Below are 18,147 nucleotides of genomic sequence, written 5' to 3'. Positions count from 1 at the left end.
TCGACCCGCCCGGATGTCCTTGCCAGAGGGCTGTGTCCGGCACTAGCTTATGGGTGCGCTTGATTAGCGGCCCCGTCATGGGGGTCTGGCATTCACCCGCCAGGAGGCTCTACCCGATGTCTAGCAGCAACTCGCAACCGAAAGGCAAAGTCAATGACCGAACAAGCTCCTTCCCCCGCCGCAGCAGCGCCGCTGTCTCAGGCGGAAGACAACCAGTGGGCGTCATTTGCGCACCTCGGCGGCATCCTCTGGATCCTGCCGCCACTGATCATCTGGCTGGTCTTCAAGGACCGCGGAGCTCACACCAACGCTGAGGGCAAGGAGTCCCTGAACTTCCAGATCACGGTGACCATTGGACACATCGCGATCATGATCATCAACGCGATCCTGACCGCCGTCACGTTCGGGTTCTGGGTTCTCATCAGCTGGATCTTCCCGCTGGCGCTCTGGGTGATCACCATCATCTTCTGCGTGCAGGGCTTCAACAAGGCGAAGGCCGGCGCGGCCTACCGCTACCCGATCAACATCCGCTTCATCAAGTAGCAGTCGGTTCGTCACGTACAGCGAGCGGGCCGGGACACACAGTCCCGGCCTTTCTTGCTTTAATGGACCCATGACCAATTCAGCCCCACCGCCTCCCGGCGACTACCAGCCCGTCCAGCCGATGAGCCCCCGCGACGAGAAGCTGTGGGCGACGCTCGTGCACATTGGCGGTATCTTCCTCGGGGTGATCTCTCCACTGATCGGATACCTGGTGCTGAAGGACCGTGGCCCGTTCGTCCGCGCTCACACGCAGTCTGCGCTCAACTTCCAGATCACCATGACCATTGCAGCGGTGGTTGGGCTCCTGACGCTATTCGTGCTGATCGGGTTCGTGATCCTCATGGCTGTCAGCATCGTCATCATCGTGTTCAGCATCATCGCCGCGGTGAAGGCGACCAACGGTGAGTACTACAACTACCCGTTGTCGATTCCGCTGATCAAGTAGGTTTCGAAGCTACTGGACCAACCTTCGGACAACGGCGTCCGCCAGCAGCCGCCCACGCAGCGTCAACTCGATTGACCCGCGCAGGGCGGCTGCTGCGTTAACCAGCTCGTCGGCGATGAGGCCGGCGACGGCGGTGCGACCGGATGCCGGAAGCTCGCCGATCCGAAGCCCGTCACGGATGCGAGTCAGCAGGAGCACGCGTTCGACCCGCCGGGTTTCATCATCGAGGGTCTCCCGTCCGGCGGCCGGGGAGTGCCCGGCCAGGATGCGGTCGGCGTAGGCGGCCGGATGCTTGACGTTCCACCAGCGGACGCCTCCGATATGGCTGTGGGCACCCGGACCGACTCCCCACCAGTCGTGACCCTGCCAGTAGGCGAGGTTGTGGAGTGAGCGATGGCCGTTCCGGGCCCAGTTGCTCACCTCGTACCACTCGTACCCGGCGGCATCCAGCAGGGTGTCCGCCAGTTCGTACATGTCGGCCTGCAGGTCTTCGTCTGGCTGGTCGACCTCGCCGCGACGAATCTGGCGCGCCAGCTTGGTGCCGTCTTCGATGATCAGGGAGTAGGCGGACAAGTGGTCCGGCTGCTGGGCGATCGCGTGCTCGAGGGAGCGCCGCCAATCGTCCAGGGTCTCCCCCGGCGTTCCGTAGATGAGGTCGAGGCTGACGTCCAGGCCCGCCTCCCTGGCCCAGGCGACAACCAGCGGGACCCGCTCCGGATCGTGGGTGCGCTCCAGCGTGGCGAGCACGTGGGGCACCGCCGACTGCATGCCGAACGAGACGCGCGTGAATCCGGCACGCTTCAGCCTGAGCAGGTACTCGAGGTCGACAGAGTCTGGGTTGGCCTCGGTGGTGATTTCGGCATCCGCTGCCAGGTTCCAGGCATCCGCCACCGACCCCAGCATCGCCGCGAGATCCGCGGCGGGGAGCAGGGTGGGTGTTCCTCCGCCGAAGAAGACCGTCGAAACGGGTCGGCTGGGCAATCCGGCAGCGTCCATCACCTGTGCGGCGAGCCCCACCTCCTGCATGGCCTGACCGGCATAATCGCTGCGCTTGGCGCCGCGCAGCTCCTCCGAGGTGTAGGTGTTGAAGTCGCAGTACCCGCAGCGGACGCGACAGAACGGCACGTGCAGGTAGACGCCGAAGTTGCGGTTCTCAGCGTCGAGCGCGACCGAGGCGGGCAGGTTTCCGTCGGCAGGGGCCGGATCGGCGATGGGCAGGGCGGAGGGCATCTGGGTTCAGTCGACCGGTCCGGTCAACGCCTTGAAATAGCGGCGGGTGTAGAACCATTGCGCGATACGCAGTACCGGGTACGCGAGCCACCAGCCGACATTCGCCGGACGGGAGAACGCGCGGATGGTGAGCCACACCGATCCGTCGTCGGTGCGCTCCACGATGAACGCCTCCTCACCGCTCTCCGGATGCCCGGCCAGGGTGCCGTAGGCGAACCCCTTGCGGTCCTTCTCATCGACGATGTAGACGACCCGGCACGGCGCGCCGATGCGGAGCGGGCCCACCGGTATGGACAGCTTGGCAGTCACCCCTGGGACCACGAACTCCGTGCCGTCAGGGCCGAAGGTGAGCTCGTCCGGCGTTTCGGTGCTCGCCGGCTTTACCGGAACTCCCCCGGTGTCGAACTCGACGGGGGTGTAGGTGAGGCCGGTCACGGCATCCGGAGTCTCCGTCACATCGACCAGGAAGCCGCTGTTCGTCTGGATGCCCCAGGACAGCGCGGCTGCCCAGGCATACTCCCAGCGCGCGGGGCCGTGACCGATGCGCGCACGCTTCTCGAACGGCCGGTATCCGGACGGCGGGTAAGCCATCAGGTCAGCGGCCTTGGTGCCGCCCACCGCCGCGTAGGTGACCGGCCGATTCCACCACTGGGCCCTGCTCATCTACTTCTTTTCCTTCTTCTCCGTATCGCCGGAGAGCGCCGCGATGAAAGCCTCCTGAGGTACTTCGACGCGGCCGACCATCTTCATCCGCTTCTTGCCCTCCTTCTGCTTCTCCAGAAGTTTGCGCTTGCGGGTGATGTCGCCGCCGTAGCACTTGGCCAGGACGTCCTTGCGGATGGCGCGGATGCTCTCGCGAGCGATGATTCGAGCGCCGATGGCCGCCTGGATGGGCACCTCGAATTGTTGCCGCGGGATCAGCTCACGCAGTCGCCCGGTCATCAGCACACCGTAGGCGTACGCCTTGTCGCGGTGCACGATCGCGCTGAACGCGTCGACCTGTTCGCCCTGCAACAGGATGTCGACTTTCACCAGGTCGGCTTCCTGCTGACCGCTGGGCTCATAGTCGAGCGACGCGTAGCCCGCCGTCTTGCTCTTGAGCTGATCGAAGAAGTCGAAGACGATCTCGCCGAGCGGCATGCTGTAGCGGATCTCCACTCGGTCCTCACCGAGGTAGTCCATGCCGAGCAGCGCTCCGCGGCGGCCCTGGCAGAGTTCCATGATGACGCCGACGTAGTCTTTCGGCGCCAGGATGGCCGCCTTCACCATCGGCTCGGTCACTGAGGCGATCTTGCCGCCGGGGAATTCGCTCGGGTTGGTGACGGTGACCGACTTCTTGTCGTCGGTGGTCACCTCATAGATCACCGAAGGCGCTGTGGCGATCAGGTCGAGGTCGAACTCGCGCTCGAGCCGTTCGGTGATGATCTCCAGGTGCAGCAGGCCGAGGAAGCCGCAGCGGAATCCGAAACCGAGGGCGACGGATGTCTCCGGCTCGTAGACGAGGGACGCATCCGACAGCTTCAGCTTGTCCAGTGCCTCGCGAAGCACCGGATAGTCGCTCCCGTCGATCGGGTACAGCCCGGAGAAGACCATCGGCTTGGGCTCCGTGTAGCCGGGCAGCGCCTGGGTTGCCGGCTTCGCGGCCGTAGTGACGGTGTCCCCGACCTTCGACTGGCGAACATCCTTCACGCCGGTGATCAGGTAGCCGACCTCGCCGATGCCTAGCCCCTGACTGGGGGTCGGTTCTGGCGAACTGACGCCGATTTCGAGGATCTCGTGGGTTGCCCTCGTGGACATCATCTGGACCTTCTCGCGAGGGCTCAGCTTGCCGTCGATCATCCGCACGTAGGTGACGACACCGCGGTAGCTGTCGTAGACGGAGTCGAAGATCATGGCGCGTGCAGGGGCGGATGCGTCGCCGACCGGTGGCGGAATGAGCTTGGTGACGCGATCCAGCAGCTCGGGAACTCCGACACCCGTCTTGCCGGACACCCGAAGCACGTCGTCGGGTGAGCCTCCGATGAGGCCGGCCAGCTCCTTCGCGTACTTGTCGGGGTCGGCGGCCGGAAGGTCGATCTTGTTCAGCACCGGGATGATCGTGAGGTCGTTCGCCAGCGCGAGGTAGAGGTTCGCAAGAGTTTGCGCCTCAATGCCCTGGGCCGCATCCACCAGCAGGATGGCGCCCTCGCAGGCCGCCAAGCTGCGGGACACCTCGTAGGTGAAGTCGACGTGGCCGGGAGTGTCGATCATGTTGAGGGCATAGACCTGGTCCGGTCCCTCAGCCTGCTCGAGGGCCCAGGGCATCCGCACTGCCTGGCTCTTGATGGTGATGCCGCGTTCGCGCTCGATGTCCATCCGGTCCAGGTACTGCGCACGCATGTCGCGGTCGCTGACCACGCCGGTCACCTGCAGCATCCGGTCGGCGAGGGTCGACTTGCCGTGATCGATGTGGGCGATGATGCAGAAGTTGCGGATGAAGGCGGGGTCGGTCGATGCCGGTTCAAGGGCCTTCAATGCTTTGGGGCTCACGTGTACCTCAGGGGTTGCTGGGAAGAGTCGTCCAATTCTCCCATGCCCGCGAGCGAGCGCAGTGTGCACTAGCTGAGAGCAATTCGTTATGAAGAACTTTTCGAAAATCCGGTATATCTGCCCCAAGACGGAGTAGCGTTCGAGGAATCGTTGTTTTTGCGCGACCCGAAAGTAAGGAACACACACGACATGAAGTTTTCCCGCATGCTCGCCGTCGGGGCTGCCGCAGCCCTTGTAGGCGTGTCAACGCTCGCCATCGGAGGCTCCGCAAGTGCCGCCGACCTCTATGTAGACGACAGCGAGTTCGGTGTCGAAGGCGCGTCTTACCCCGCAGGCTGGTTCATCGGAGCCGGCTCGACGGGAACGGTTACCTCAGGCGTCAATGGGTTGACAATCACCGGTAACACACAGATTCTGAACGGGACAACGCCCACCACCGATCTCGGTGCGCTCGTAGATGGAGCGGACTTCGGTGTCGTCAGCGGCAACGCGAACTTCCAGATCCCACTCTTCACAGACGGAGTGGCTGACACCGGGTTTACCACCCTTCGCCCGGACAACTTTGGACCGGTCGGGCTCAACCCGCTCGCCGGGTGGACCACCAGTGGAGCCGTCGGCAGCTTCGCAGCGGGAACGAGCCACACGATTCCCGAGTACGTCGCCGAGCTTGCTGCCTTGGGCGATGATTACGAGATCCTCGCGTTCGGCCTGATCGCACCGGCTGGTGCGGTGGTAAGCCACGTTACGTGGGCGGGCGACACGCACTGGTTCCTCCCCGCTCCCACTGCGGCCGTCACGCCCGCATCACTCACCATTGCAGCGATGGGGACCACCGGCGTGTCCGGCGTGTTCACCGGCTTCATTCCAGGCGAGAGCGTGAGTGGTACCTTCAGCAACGGCGGCTCCGGCGGAGCGATCCCAGGGTCCTTCACCGCTGACGCCAACGGCTCGGTAACCGTTGCGTACAGCGAAGCCTCCCTGGTTGCGGGCACCTATTACCTCGGTGCGCGCGGTCTCAGCTCAGGCGTCATGACCTCGGGCTCGTTCGCCGTCACCGCTAACCCAGCGACACTCGCCGCAACCGGTACGGACTTCACGCCGGCCATCGCTGCCGGCGGAGTAATGCTCCTGCTCGGCGCTGGCCTCGTACTGGCCGGCCGCCGTCGCGCGGCAGCCCACCGTCGCTAGACAGTAGTATCCGGAAGGGGCGGGCCCGTTGGGCTCGCCCCTTTCGCATGCCCGACCACATCAGACGATTGCCGAAACAGGCGCTTCCTCTGGTAAAGTTGACGCTTGGCTTGCGCACCGCGTTCATTTCCCACGATCACGGGTGCGAATCGCAGCTCTCAATCGGAACGATGCCCTCTACTTCGTCTCGGCCACAGCTGCCAAACACCGTCCAGAACTAGAGAAAGAACCCTAAGTGGCAAACATCAAGTCGCAGATCAAGCGCATCCTCACCAACAAGAAGGCGACGGATCGCAACAAGGCATTCAAGGCCGAGCTTCGCACCGCCATCCGCGCCACCCGCGCCGCTGTCGTTGCCGGGGACAAGGAGAAGGCCGCAGCCGCCCTCCTCCTCGCCTCGAAGAAGCTCGACAAGGCCGCCAGCAAGGGAGTCATCCACAAGAATCAGGCCGCCAACAAGAAGTCGGCCATCGCCAAGCAGGTCAACGCCCTGTAGGCACACCAGCTGAACAAGAACCCCGTCTCCTCGTGAGGCGGGGTTTTTGTTGGCCTGCGCAGTTCGTGGCGTGAGCCGGGGATCTCGGCGGGCTCGATGGGTTTCGACAAGCTCAACCAGCCTGGGGGTGCTCAACCCGCCTCAGCTGGTTGAGCATGTGCCTCGCTGGTTGAGCTTGTCGAAATCCCCAGCGGCCAGCCAGGGTTAGGCGGCGAAGTGGACGGTGGGGTCGGGTTTGTCGGTGTGGACGTACCCGTTGGGGCTGGTCCACTCCAACACCCCGGGTGCCAGTTGTTTCACGCTCCACCCGCCGTGATGTTTCAGGGTGTGATCGCCGCGGCATAGATGGGCCAGGTTATCCACGGTGGTGGGTCCGCCGACGTCGGCGGCCACGGTGTGGTCGAGATCGCACCGGTTCGGCGGTCGGGTGCAGCCCGGGAATCGACACCGACCGTCCCGGATCCGGAGGAACCTTCGGAGTTTCTCCGACGGCCGATACGTATCGACCGATAACACCAGATCACTGGTGGGGTGGGTGAGGATCCGCACCATCGACGGGACCTGGGCCGCCAACAGTTTCGCTTCGGCCAACCCGATCGGCCCCGCACCGGCCAGGGTCGCCGGCTCATCACCCTCACCAAGCAAGGTCAGGGCGGGGATGACAATGGCCACCTCCGCAGTGATCCCCCGAGCCAACGCGTGTGGGGACCCGTCCGTCCCGTCCAGCCCCCCGGTCAGGAGCAGGTCGGTGGCCAGATCGGCCCGCAACTGGTCAAACGAGCGCGGTCTCCGGCCCGGGACAAAGTTCTGGCCTGAGTAGTGAGCCGGTCCCAGACGCCGGCGGCCAGCAGGGTCGGCAACACCAGGATCAGCTCCGACATCCCGTCCGGTAGTTTCCCGACGAGCTCGACCAGCCTCAGTCGCGCAACCCGACGGAGGCCTCGACACGCCCGACCAGCCGATAAGTGAATTACCCCGCTACTCGCCGCGGGCCGCGATCTTGCTGACCATGCGCTCCAGCGCGAAGACCGGGTCGCGCTCGGCACCCTTGACCGCGGCATCCGTCTCTGCCAGTAATTCGATGCAGCGCCCGAGCCCCGCCTCCGTCCAGCCCTGGAGGTCGCGCTGGGCGCGCTCGACCTGCCACGGCGCAAGGCCGAACTGCGCAGCCAACTGGCCAGACCCGCCCCGCCGTCCGACCAGCTTCGCCATCGTCCTCAGCTTCATCGCGAAGGCGGCGACCATCGGCACCGGGTCGGCCCCCGAGGCGAGTGCATGCCGCAACAGGATCAATGCCTCACCGTGCCGACCGGCGATGGCGCTGTCTGCGACCTTGAACGCGTTCGTCTCGACCCGGCCGGAATAGTATTTCTCGACCGTCGCCTCGGTCACCTCCGCCGCGGCATCCGCGATCAACTGCTGGCAGGCGGAAGCCAACTCGGCCAGGTCGTCCGCGAAAGCAGACACCAGCGCACGGAGCGCCCCAGCGCTGACCTTCTTGCCCGCCGTGGAAAACTCGTCGCGCGCGAAATCGAGCTTGTCGGACTCCCGTTTCAGCTCCGCACAGACCACCTCAATGCCGCCGCCGGTTCCCGACCGGATGCCGTCGAGCAGTTTCTTGCCACGCACTCCCCCGGCGTGACGCAGCACCAGGTAGGTGTCATCGGCCGGCGCCTCCAGGTACTCGAGGCACTCGGAGATGAACGCGTCAGTGCACTTCTCGACGTTGGTGACGCGAATCAGACGTGGTTCGGCGAACAGGGAGGGGCTGGCGAGGGTAATCAACTCACCGGGCGCGTAGTTGTCGGCCTCCAGGTCGCTGACCTCGAGGCTCGGATCCTCCAGCTTGAGCGTGTCGCGAAGAAGGCGGATCGCACGATCGGCAAGCAGTGTCTCGGTTCCCGACACCAGCACCACCCGGGCGGGGCGGATGCTCGACCAGCCGACCTGGGGAATCGCTGCGGCCTTGGCTGAACCGGTGCGGGACGTCGACGATTTCGCAGCGCCTGCCTTCGACGAACGTTGCACTGCCATGGAACTCCTCTGGACACCGGGGGCGACACCCCAGCCTATTCTGGTGCGCCGACACCGCTCGAATCAGCACTGCCCGTATTGGTACTGTCGTGCTCGGTCCACAGGACGAGTTCCCCGCCCCGCAAGGAGATCAGTGCCAGCCCTGAGCGGTCGGTGCGCACCACCTCCGTGCCGGTCGCGCCGAGGAGGTCGAGCGTCTGTTCGGTCGGATGACCGTAGTCGTTGTCAGCACCGACGCCGATCAGGCCGACGGTTGCGCGCAGCGTCTCGTAGAGCCGACTGTTCTGGTCCCGCGAACCGTGGTGCGAGACCTTCACCAGGTCGACCCCGGCCAGACCGGCTCCGCCGAGGTTGGCTGCTCCGAGCATCCGCCCCTGCGACTCCTCGCCCAGGTCGCCGAGGAATACGCCGGTGAAGCAGCCGTGCTCGCATCCGGATGCCGGCGTGAACTGCAGAACTACGCTGGCGTCGTTGCCCGGTTCGATGCCGCCCAGTCGTGCCGGCGGCCACAGGACGTCCCACCGCAGCTCCCCCAGCGTCCCCGTATTACCGCCTGCCACCTGCTCGACGGCCGCGCCGGCATCCGCCAATTGCTGCACGACGCGATCATCGTCCTGGCCGGCGCTCGGCCCGACCAGCACACGATCGGCTCGACCGGCCACCGCCATGGACCCGCCGACATGGTCGAGATCGAAGTGCGTGAGAACCAGCACGTCGATATGGGCGACTCCAAGGGTGGACAGGCACTCGTCGAGCAGGCCCGGCTCCGGCCCGGTGTCGATCAGCGCCACCTGACCGGAACTGCGCACCAGCATCGCGTCACCCTGGCCGACATCGCAGGCCGCGACGGCCCAATCCGCGGGCGGTGCCACGCGGCGTCGCAGTTGTTCACCTCCGGCAACGCCCACGTATGCGACGACCAGGAGCACCAGGCCGGCGGATGCGGCGGCGCGCCACTTCCCTGCCCGGCCGGCCGGCAGCAACCACGCCAGCAGGGCGAGCGCGCCCGCCAGCAGGCACAACGCCACCCCGGCAACGCCGGAGAGCCAGGGCAGGCTCGCACCGGGCAGCGCGCTGAAGAACGATGCCACTGCCGCGATCCAGGCTGAGGGCAGCCACGCCACCTGGGCCATCACGGCACCAAGCGGGGCGAACACCGGGGCAGTCACGCAGGCGATCAATCCGAGCACGGTCGCCACCGACGCTGCCGGCGCCGCGAGGATGTTCGCCAGCACCCCGTAGGTCGGAATCGAGGGCGTGAGCAGGATGAGCACAGGCTGGCAGGCCAGCTGAGCCGCGGCGGGTACTGCCACCAGCAGCGCGAGCGGCAGAGGCACCCACCGGGAGAGTGCACGAGCCAGCGGCGCGGCAAAGAGGAGCAGTCCTGCAGTGGCGCAGACCGACAGGACGAAGCCGAAATTGCGTGCCAGCCAGGGGTCCATCACCAGCAGCACGGTGACGGCAAGACCCAGCACCGGCAGCCCTCTCAACGGGCGACCGGAGGCGAGACCGGCAAGCACGAGCGCTGCCATGACGGAGGCCCGAAGCACGCTGGGCTCCGGCGTGACCAGCACGACGAATCCGGCGAGTACTACCAACGCCGCGCCGATCCGTACCGAACGCGAAAGCCCTATCGCCGAACCGCCGAAGACGACCAGCGCGATGATGACGGCGCAGTTCGCTCCGGAGACGGCGGTGAGGTGGCTGAGTGATGACGCTTTCATCGCGGAATCCAGGGACTCGGTTACCGCGCCGGTGTCGCCGATGGCCAGGCCGGGAAGCAGGTCGCCGCCGTCGCCGGGCAGCGACGTTGCCAGGTCACGGAACCCGTCGCGCAGGCCACCGGTCGCCCTGATGAGCCACGGTGGTCCTCGCTCCACCGATGCGTCATCGGTCAGGAAGAACAGGAAGGCCACGTTCCCGGCGTGGTCAGCCTGGCCCAGGGTTCCAGTCAATTGCAGCTCGGCACCGATACCGACCGGGGTTTCGGCTGCACCGAAGACCAACACAGGAGCTGAGGCGGTGAACTCCGAACCCGCCACAGTGCCCCTCATCAGCGTCGCGGTGAACCTGCCGTCACGGTTGTCCGTCGCCTGCGTCGTGCTGGCAACAGCCCGGACCACCGCGCCGCTGCCGACAGCATCCACCAGCGGCTCCGGCCACCGGCTGGGCGCCGAGATTGCCGCTGAGGTGAGCATCATGGCCGCCAGTGCCCCGCCGAGTACCAGGCTCAGGGCCACCGCGCGCATTCGGATCCGCAGCCACCGTGTTGCCATCAGTCCGAACGCCGCGACCAGCCAGCATCCGCCTGCCGTCCAGGGCAGTGCCGCCGGTGCGGCGATGACGATCGCCAGCACGGCCCACCCGACAGCGGCGGGCAGCGCCAGTCGGGCATCCACCTTCATATCGTGATGAGGTCCCGCATGGCCTCAAAGGTCTTGTCGCCGATGCCGCTCACGCTTTTGAGGTCTTCCACGGCCGAGAATCGCCCGTTGGCCGCTCGCCAGGCGATGATGCGTGCCGCCATCGCCGGCCCGACCCGGGGAAGGGTCTCGAGTGCCGCCGCGTCGGCGGTGTTCAGGTTGACCTTGCCGGCGATCGTCCCGATCGCGCCAGGCCGGGCGGATGGCGCCTCGCCCTCCTTCGGCACATACACCTGCTCGCCATCGGACAGGATGCGGGCCAGGTTGAGGCTGGTCCGATCGGCGCCCTCGATGAAGCCGCCGGCCGCGGCCACAGCATCCACCGCACGGGAGCCCTCCGGCAATTGGTACAACCCCGGGGTGGCGACTTCCCCCAGCAGGTGCACATAGATGGTCGCCTGCATCCGCTCAGGAGCGGATGCTGAACGCACCGTGCCGACGGGTTCCGACGTTCCGTGGGAGCCGAGCGCGGAGATCAGGACGGCGATCGCGATCGCGATCAGGAGGAGAACGAAGACCGCACCCTTCGACAGGCTCAGGGGGCGGCGGGTGCTCAGGGAGCCGGGGGTGCCCGAGCGGGGGGTGCTCATCCCACGACGCTAACCAGCCGCATTCCGACCAGAAGGCCATCGGCGCGTCTCTGTGCACAGAACCGCACCGTGCGGGCAATGGAGGACTACCGGTCTTCCGGTGGCCCTACCTCCCCTACTTGGTCGACAGGCTCACCACCCGCGGAGCGCGGACGGTGACTCCGGTGATGGTGCGATCGCCGACCGCGCGCTGAACAGCATCCGACGCCCGTGCCAGGGCTTCCAGCTCAGCCGGGTCGATGCTGGGACTCACCTCGAGGCGGTCACGCACCTTCCCGTCGACCTGCACGATCGCGGTGACCGAGGTCTCCACCAGCAGCACCGGGTCGGCCTTGCGCCAACCGGCCAACGCGACCGGCGCCGGGTAACCCAGGCGCTCCCACATCTCCTCCGCCACATAGGGCGAGAACAGGCTGAGGGCGAGCGCGACCGTCTCGGTCGCCTCCCGAACGGCGGGGTCGCCGCCGCCGACGCCGCCATCGATCGCCTTGCGGGTGGCGTTCACCAACTCCATGATGCGGGCGACCACGACGTTGAACTTGAAGGACTCGGTCAGCGCCGGCGCCTCGGCGAGGAACCGGTGGGTCACCCGGCGCAGCGACTCGTCGCCGGTGCTCCAGTCCACTCCGGGCTTGCTGGTGACATCGCCGGAGAGCCTCCATGCGCGGGCGATGAACTTCGCGGATGCGTGTGGGGAGACGTCCGCCCAGTCGATGTCGTCTTCCGGAGGGCCGGCGAATGCCATGGTGAGCCGCACGGCATCCACGCCATGCTCGTCGAGCTGCTCGCTCAGCTGCACGATGTTGCCCTTGGACTTGCTCATGGCGCTGCCGTCCATGAGAACCATTCCCTGATTGAGCAGTGCGCTGAACGGCTCGGTGAACGAGACGTAGCCCAGGTCGTACAGCACCTTGGTGATGAACCGGGCGTAGAGCAGGTGAAGGATGGCGTGCGTCACGCCGCCTACGTACTGGTCGACCGGCGCCCACCGGTCGGCCGCCGCAGGGTCGAACGCCTGGGTGTCATCGTGAGGATTCAGGAACCTCAGGAAGTACCACGACGAATCGACGAAGGTGTCCATGGTGTCCGGGTCGCGCCTGGCCGGGGTGCCGTCCTTCGGGTTGGGCACGTTCACCCAATCGGCGGCAGCTCCCAGCGGTGACGAGCCCTTCGGCTTCAGGTCGAGGCCCTCGCTCGGCGGGAGGGTAACGGGCAGCTGACCCTCCGGTACCGGAATCAGCTCCCCGTTCTCGCCGTGGATGATCGGGATCGGCGTCCCCCAGTAGCGCTGGCGCGAGATCAACCAGTCGCGGAGGCGGTAGTGCTTGGACGAGCGACCGCGTCCGTCTTTCTCCAGTTGTTCGATGATCCGGCTGATGGCATGAGACTTGCTGAGCCCGTCCAGGGGGCCGGAGTTGGTCATCCGCCCCTCACCCGACAGCGCGATGCCGGTGGACACCGGGTCGAGCGGAGGAAGCTCGTCCGGAAGGATGGCCTCGCCGGTCTCTGGGTCGGTCTCGAGCACGGGGATCGTGCCGGTGATCGGGGCGTTCGTGTCGACTACCACGCGCACCGGCAGGCCGAATTTGCGGGCGAAGTCCAGGTCGCGCTGGTCATGTGCCGGCACCGCCATGACAGCGCCATGGCCGTAGTCGGCCAGCACGTAGTCGGCGACCCAGATCGGCAGGCGCTCCCCATTGATCGGGTTGACGGCGTACCGCTCAAGGAAGACGCCAGTCTTCTCCCGCGTGGCATCCTGCCTGTCGATTTCGGTCTTCTTCTGAACCTCGGTGAGGTACGCGGCGAATGCGGCCTTCACCTCAGCGGATGCTCCTTCGACCAGTTCGGCTGCGAACTCCGAGTCGGGGGCCACCACCATGAAGGTTGCCCCGTACAGGGTGTCCGGTCGGGTGGTGAACACGGAGATCGGCTCTGCCCTGCCCTCGATCTCGAAGTCGACATCCGCACCGCGCGAGCGCCCGATCCAGTTGCGCTGCATGCTGATGACCTTCGACGGCCAGGTTCCCTCCAGCTGGTTGAGGTCGTCCAGCAGCCGGTCGGCGTAGTCGGTGATCTTCAGGTACCACTGGGTGAGCTTCTTCTTCTCGGCCAGGAACCCGCACCGTTCGCAACGGCCGTCGACGACCTGCTCGTTGGCCAGCACTGTCTGGTCGTTCGGGCACCAGTTGACCCAGCTGTCCTTGCGATAGGCGAGGCCCTTCTCGAACATCTTCAGGAACAGCCACTGGTTCCACTTGTAATACTCGGGGTCGCTGGTGTGGAGCACCCGGTCCCAGTCGAAGGATGCGGCGTACAGCTTCATGCTGCGCTTCTGCTGTTCGATGTTCTCGTAGGTCCAGCCGCGCGGGTCGATTCCCCGTTTGATGGCAGCATTCTCCGCCGGCAGCCCGAACGAGTCCCAGCCGATCGGGTGCAGCACGTTGAAGCCCTGCTGCCGCCAGTAGCGTGCAATCACGTCGCCCAGCGCGTACGCCTCCGCGTGACCCATGTGCAGGTCGCCCGACGGGTACGGGAACATGTCCAGGATGTATTTGCGCGGGCGGTCGTCGTCGTCGCCGCCGGCCGCGAACGGCTTGAGTTCATCCCAGACGGCCTGCCACTTCTGCTGGATGCGGGCGACGTCGTATTCGGCGTCGTCGCCGTGCTCTGGTGTCAGGCGCTTTGATGTCAGATGCTCTGATGCCACGGGGTCACTCAATTCGTTGCGGGTGGGAGGGTGCACCGCCCGAGAATTCTTCTCGCGCGATGGCCAGCCTCCAGATTACCGAACGGAGCGGCCCACCCCGAGCACCTCAAGCAGGGCAGCCGCCTTCAGGTACACCTCGTCGAGCTCTTCCTCCGGAACGGAAAGCGCCGTGATCCCGCCCCCGGCTCCCACGGTCGCACCTTCCCTATCGATGACGATGGTCCGGATGACCATGGAGAGGTCGATCCGCCCGTCCAGTCCGAAGTACCCGAGCACGCCGGAGTAGATGCCCCGCGGACGCCCCTCCAACCGGTCGAGGATCTCGGTCGCGCTGCGCTTCGGCGCACCGGTCATGGATCCGGCCGGGAAGCAGGACACGACCGCGTCGACACCGCTTACCCCGGCCGCGAGGTCTCCGCGAACGGTGCTGACCAATTGGTGCACCTGGGCATAGCTCTCCACGGTGAGCAGGCTGGACACCCGCACCGACCCGACCGTCGCGATGCGGCCGATGTCGTTGCGCATCAGGTCGACGATCATCAGGTTCTCGGCGCGTTCCTTGTCGCTGGCGAGCAGTTCCTCCCTCAGGCGGGCGTCGTCCTCCGCGCTCTCCCCGCGGCGACGGGTGCCCTTGATGGGACTGGTCTGCACCTCACCGGACGGCGAAACCGAGATGAACTGTTCCGGCGAGGAGCTCAGCACCGACACGTCGCCCATCCGCAGGTATGCCCCGTGGTGCGTCGGGCTCGACTCCCTCAGCGCCAGGTAGGTCGCCAGTGGGTCCGGCTTCGCTCCCACGCTCGCTTGAGTGGTCAGGCACAGCTGGTAGGCATCCCCGGCGGTGATCGCGTCCTGGCACTGGCGGATCATGCCAAGGTACTCGTCATCGGAGTGAACCCATTCGACAATGGGCGGTGGGGACGGCGCCTGCGCCTGTTCCTGGACTGGATGGTGCCGCTCGCCACCTCCGGCCAACTCGGCGAGACTGCCCACGACCTGATCCCGCCAGGCAAGCAGTTCTCCGTCCCAGGAATCCCCGAGGGCCTTCAGCGCCACAGACCCGGTCTCGTGGTCGAAGACGATGCAGCGGTCGAGGAACACGAGCGCGGCATCCGGGTGCCGTGACTGGCCGCTCAGCTTTACCTGCATCGTTTGGGCTCGCAATTCGTAGCCGAGCCAGCCCACCCAGCCGAGAGCGAATCCCGGATGCTCTGCCACACCGTGGCGCCCGAGGTCCGCTTCCAGGAATTCGAAGATTGTTCCGCTTCGTGTGACACCATCAAGGGTCACTGTGTGCTCGGCAACTGAGGCTTGCACCCGGCGGGCAGCCGTCCCCATGACACTCATGCCGGCCGCGGCATGCCTTCCGCTGTCGAGCCAGACGGCGTACTGCTCGGTGCCGTAGACAGCCTCGAAGACAACGCTCGGCTGCAGTCGGTCGGTCACCGGGTAGGACAGAACGCGCATACCCTAACTCTATGAGCACGACAGGGACCGCATTGTTCCGCTGGCAGGGTGGCAACCTCACGCCGCTTGAGTATTGCGACCCGGGTGAAACCCGCATTCTTGCTGCCGACTCCTGGCTGGTCAGCAGCGGCCGAGCCCTGGCGATCGACCTCCACCGGGACCGGTTCTTCGCCGCCGTTGACCTGCAATTGCCTGAGCAGGCTGCTGAACTGAGGCTCGGCGACTTCTGGTCCGCGGCCCTCGCGGCAACGCCCCGGTCCGACGACCAGTTCCCCAGGGTCGAGCTTCAACTGCTCCGCGGCTCCCCCACCTTGGTGGTGCGGCAGCGACCCGCTCCTGGGCTCAGGCTTTCCGTCACGGTGGCCAGCCTCACCGGCCCCGATCCACGCACTCGGCCCACCATCAAGGGACCCGACACGGCGGCTCTACTTCACGCCAGAACGCAGGCGCAGCAGCGGGGCGCAGACGAGGCGATCATCCTGTCGCCGGAAGGCTTCATCGTTGAGGGTGCCTACAGCGCGATGCTCTGGTGGCGTGGCGACGTCCTGTGTGCACCGTCACCCGACCTGGAGCGCGTCGACAGCGTCACCGCCAGAAGTGTGATCGCCCTTGCGACTGCGTTGGGCGTCGAGGTCCACTACGAATCGGTGCCGCCAGAGGATCTCGATGGCCTGGAGGTGTGGGCGCTCAGCGCACTCCATGGCATCCGCATCGTCACCGCCTGGATCGACGGCCCTTCGCCGGCTGAAGAACCCGGCCGCCTGGGCCAATGGCGCGCACGTCTTGATCGGCTGAGAAAACCGCTACCGGCACTCCCCGCTCGTTAAGCTCTAACCCGTGGACGACATCCTGAGCTGGATTCTCAGCACCGTGCAGGGAGTGGACCCTGTTCTGCGCACGCTGCTGGCGGCCCTCGCAATGGCGCTGGAGACGTCTGTGCTGATCGGGTTGATCGTGCCGGGCGACACGGTGGTGATCGTCGCGAGCACCGGAATTGCCAACGTCGTCGAATACGTTGCGCTCATCGTGGCAGTGGTCCTGGGCTCACTGCTGGGCGAAAGCGTCGGCTTCGCGCTTGGCAGGTACTTCGGTCCGAAAATCCAGTCCAGCCGACTCGGCCGACGCCTGGGCGAAGACCATTGGGTGCGGGCAGAGAACTACCTGGACCGCCGGGGCGGAATAGCCGTCTTCATCTCACGGTTCCTCCCCGTGCTCCATTCGCTCGTCCCGCTCACCGTGGGGATGAGCACCATGAGCTACCGCAAGTTCCTGGCGTGGACGGTCCCCGCCTGCGTCATCTGGGCCACGGCGTACGCATCGGTGGGGTGGGCGGCCGCAGAAAGCTATCGGGAACTTTCGGAGCGACTGCACTATGCCGGCTACGTCTTCGCCGGCATCTTCGCTCTCTTCGCCATCATCGTGCTGGTGGTGAAGAAGGTACTGGCGCGCACCGAGGCCCGGTACATGACTCATCGGGGCGACGGTGACGCCAACACCATTGATGCCGAGCCAATCGAAGTCACGGAGACCGACGACTGACTCGGCATCACGGTCTAGCGAAAACAGCTAGCGAGTACAGCTAGCCGATAAGGCCGTTCTCGGTCAGCCACTGCTTTGCGATGTCCCCTGACGACATCTGGTCGACAGTGCTCTGCACGTTGAGTGCCACCAGGCCCTCTGCGGTGAGCGCTGCACTGACCGCGTTGATGACATCGGCTACCTCATCCGCCACATCGTCATTGACCAATGGCACCACGTTCGACGCAAGGAAGAGCCCTTCGGGATCGTCGAGGGTGACAAGGCCTTCGGTCTGGATGCGCGGGTCTGCGCTGTAGACATTGGCAATGTTGACCACGCCCTGGAGAAGCGCGTCCACGGTAGTATCGCCCGTGGCTTCGAAGTCGACAGTTACGCCATAGACGTCGAGAAGCCCGGACGGCCCGTACGGTCGTTCCTCAAGCTCGGGAGCACCGCCCAGCACCAGCGGGGTACTCACGTCGGCCAGGTCGGCCAGACTCGCGAGACCGTTCTCGTCGGCGAATGCCTTCGTGACGTTGTAGGAGTCCTGGTCCGTGGCCGGTGACTGGTCGAGCACGGTCAGCCCGTCGGGGAGCACGCCTTGGAGCTCTGCATATACCTCGTCACTCTGGGTGGCAGTGGCCTCCTCATCGTAGAACTGCAGCAGGTTTCCGGTGTATTCGGGGAAGAGATCGACTTCCCCGCTTTCCAGTGCCGGCATGTAGGCATCGCGCTGCCCGATCTGGAACTTGCGCTCCACTTCGAATCCGGCATCCTCCAGCGCCTGCGCGTAGATCTCGGCGATGATCTCGTTCGAGTAGTACGCCTGCGAGCCGACGACAATCGTGTCGCCGGGGCTATCGGATTCCGTACCCGGGTCTAGCGGGTCACCCGATGCGCACCCTGACAGGGCCAATGACACCCCGACCACGGCTGCGCCGATGGCGAGCCGGCCTTTGTTCCTTAGCGTGAACATT

16 protein-coding genes are annotated in these 18,147 nt (G+C 65.8%); 6 read left to right on the top strand and 10 right to left on the bottom strand.

Features of this window, described 5'->3' with window-relative positions:
• The first annotated feature begins 153 nt into the window (after positions 1–153).
• Positions 154–543, top strand: a complete 390-nt coding sequence (locus tag ACX3O0_RS03535) for a DUF4870 domain-containing protein (RefSeq protein WP_459106823.1) — start codon at positions 154–156, stop codon at positions 541–543.
• Positions 544–613: 70 nt separating this feature from the next.
• Complete coding sequence (locus ACX3O0_RS03530; protein ID WP_459106822.1) at positions 614–988, top strand: DUF4870 domain-containing protein; 375 nt, start codon at positions 614–616, stop codon at positions 986–988.
• A gap of 9 nt (positions 989–997) precedes the next feature.
• On the opposite strand, the gene hemW is transcribed toward ACX3O0_RS03530, so the two are convergent.
• Genes hemW through lepA form a run of 3 tightly spaced genes read right to left on the bottom strand, consistent with a single transcriptional unit; the run spans position 998 to position 4,747 of the window.
• Positions 998–2,218, bottom strand: a complete 1,221-nt coding sequence (gene hemW / locus ACX3O0_RS03525) for a radical SAM family heme chaperone HemW (RefSeq protein ID WP_459106821.1) — start codon at positions 2,216–2,218, stop codon at positions 998–1,000.
• A gap of 6 nt (positions 2,219–2,224) precedes the next feature.
• Complete coding sequence (locus ACX3O0_RS03520; protein WP_459106820.1) at positions 2,225–2,881, bottom strand: DUF1990 family protein; 657 nt, start codon at positions 2,879–2,881, stop codon at positions 2,225–2,227.
• The gene (gene lepA / locus ACX3O0_RS03515; RefSeq protein ID WP_459091034.1) at positions 2,882–4,747 is read right to left on the bottom strand and encodes a translation elongation factor 4; all 1,866 of its coding nucleotides are present in this window, start codon (positions 4,745–4,747) and stop codon (positions 2,882–2,884) included.
• 189 nt (positions 4,748–4,936) lie between these two features.
• On the opposite strand from lepA, the gene ACX3O0_RS03510 reads away from it, so the two are divergent.
• Both ACX3O0_RS03510 and rpsT read left to right on the top strand, forming a co-directional pair.
• The gene (locus tag ACX3O0_RS03510) at positions 4,937–5,935 is read left to right on the top strand and encodes an LPXTG cell wall anchor domain-containing protein (RefSeq protein WP_459106819.1); all 999 of its coding nucleotides are present in this window, start codon (positions 4,937–4,939) and stop codon (positions 5,933–5,935) included.
• A 235-nt stretch (positions 5,936–6,170) separates the two neighbouring features.
• Complete coding sequence (gene rpsT / locus ACX3O0_RS03505) at positions 6,171–6,431, top strand: 30S ribosomal protein S20 (RefSeq protein WP_459106818.1); 261 nt, start codon at positions 6,171–6,173, stop codon at positions 6,429–6,431.
• Between the two features lie 204 nt (positions 6,432–6,635).
• On the opposite strand, the gene ACX3O0_RS03500 is transcribed toward rpsT, so the two are convergent.
• The 6 genes from ACX3O0_RS03500 to pabB all read right to left on the bottom strand — a co-directional run bounded on the left by ACX3O0_RS03500 (position 6,636) and on the right by pabB (position 15,652).
• Positions 6,636–7,103 carry an HNH endonuclease signature motif containing protein gene (locus ACX3O0_RS03500; RefSeq protein WP_459106817.1) on the bottom strand — a complete coding sequence of 156 codons (468 nt, stop codon included), beginning with the start codon at positions 7,101–7,103 and terminating at the stop codon, positions 6,636–6,638.
• A 306-nt stretch (positions 7,104–7,409) separates the two neighbouring features.
• Positions 7,410–8,465 (bottom strand): DNA polymerase III subunit delta, encoded by a 1,056-nt coding sequence (gene holA, locus ACX3O0_RS03495; protein WP_459106816.1) that lies wholly within the window; start codon positions 8,463–8,465, stop codon positions 7,410–7,412.
• A 35-nt stretch (positions 8,466–8,500) separates the two neighbouring features.
• Positions 8,501–10,864, bottom strand: coding sequence for a ComEC/Rec2 family competence protein (locus ACX3O0_RS03490; RefSeq protein ID WP_459106815.1), 2,364 nt, complete (start codon positions 10,862–10,864; stop codon positions 8,501–8,503).
• A gap of 2 nt (positions 10,865–10,866) precedes the next feature.
• Positions 10,867–11,478: a helix-hairpin-helix domain-containing protein gene (locus ACX3O0_RS03485; RefSeq protein WP_459106814.1), complete on the bottom strand. Its 612-nt coding sequence runs from the start codon at positions 11,476–11,478 to the stop codon at positions 10,867–10,869.
• 115 nt (positions 11,479–11,593) lie between these two features.
• On the bottom strand, positions 11,594–14,185 hold the full coding sequence (gene leuS, locus ACX3O0_RS03480) for a leucine--tRNA ligase (protein WP_459106813.1): 2,592 nt from the start codon (positions 14,183–14,185) through the stop codon (positions 11,594–11,596).
• 75 nt (positions 14,186–14,260) lie between these two features.
• Entirely contained in the window at positions 14,261–15,652 is a 1,392-nt protein-coding gene (gene pabB / locus ACX3O0_RS03475) for an aminodeoxychorismate synthase component I (RefSeq protein ID WP_459106812.1), read from the bottom strand.
• Between the two features lie 11 nt (positions 15,653–15,663).
• On the opposite strand from pabB, the gene ACX3O0_RS03470 reads away from it, so the two are divergent.
• Together ACX3O0_RS03470 and ACX3O0_RS03465 are read left to right on the top strand one after the other, a co-directional pair.
• On the top strand, positions 15,664–16,479 hold the full coding sequence (locus tag ACX3O0_RS03470) for an aminotransferase class IV (protein WP_459106811.1): 816 nt from the start codon (positions 15,664–15,666) through the stop codon (positions 16,477–16,479).
• Positions 16,480–16,489: 10 nt separating this feature from the next.
• Entirely contained in the window at positions 16,490–17,191 is a 702-nt protein-coding gene (locus tag ACX3O0_RS03465; RefSeq protein WP_459106810.1) for a DedA family protein, read from the top strand.
• Positions 17,192–17,231: 40 nt separating this feature from the next.
• Here ACX3O0_RS03465 and ACX3O0_RS03460 read toward each other — a convergent pair whose 3' ends face one another.
• Positions 17,232–18,146 (bottom strand): ABC transporter substrate-binding protein, encoded by a 915-nt coding sequence (locus tag ACX3O0_RS03460; RefSeq protein ID WP_459106809.1) that lies wholly within the window; start codon positions 18,144–18,146, stop codon positions 17,232–17,234.
• Position 18,147 lies beyond the last annotated feature (1 nt).

The sequence above is a fragment of the Homoserinimonas sp. A447 genome (assembly GCF_054489325.1).
Note: the sequence above shows the minus strand (reverse complement) of the source record. Positions and strands in the feature narration are given on the sequence as shown.

Coding starts and splice junctions, on each gene's coding strand:
- ACX3O0_RS03535 (WP_459106823.1), top strand. CDS start 154: ATGACCGAACAAGCTCCTTCCCCCGCCGCAGCAGCGCCGCTGTCTCAG.
- ACX3O0_RS03530 (WP_459106822.1), top strand. CDS start 614: ATGACCAATTCAGCCCCACCGCCTCCCGGCGACTACCAGCCCGTCCAG.
- hemW (WP_459106821.1), bottom strand. CDS start 2,218: ATGCCCTCCGCCCTGCCCATCGCCGATCCGGCCCCTGCCGACGGAAAC.
- ACX3O0_RS03520 (WP_459106820.1), bottom strand. CDS start 2,881: ATGAGCAGGGCCCAGTGGTGGAATCGGCCGGTCACCTACGCGGCGGTG.
- ACX3O0_RS03510 (WP_459106819.1), top strand. CDS start 4,937: ATGAAGTTTTCCCGCATGCTCGCCGTCGGGGCTGCCGCAGCCCTTGTA.
- holA (WP_459106816.1), bottom strand. CDS start 8,465: ATGGCAGTGCAACGTTCGTCGAAGGCAGGCGCTGCGAAATCGTCGACG.
- ACX3O0_RS03485 (WP_459106814.1), bottom strand. CDS start 11,478: ATGAGCACCCCCCGCTCGGGCACCCCCGGCTCCCTGAGCACCCGCCGC.
- pabB (WP_459106812.1), bottom strand. CDS start 15,652: ATGCGCGTTCTGTCCTACCCGGTGACCGACCGACTGCAGCCGAGCGTT.
- ACX3O0_RS03470 (WP_459106811.1), top strand. CDS start 15,664: ATGAGCACGACAGGGACCGCATTGTTCCGCTGGCAGGGTGGCAACCTC.
- ACX3O0_RS03460 (WP_459106809.1), bottom strand. CDS start 18,146: ATGTTCACGCTAAGGAACAAAGGCCGGCTCGCCATCGGCGCAGCCGTG.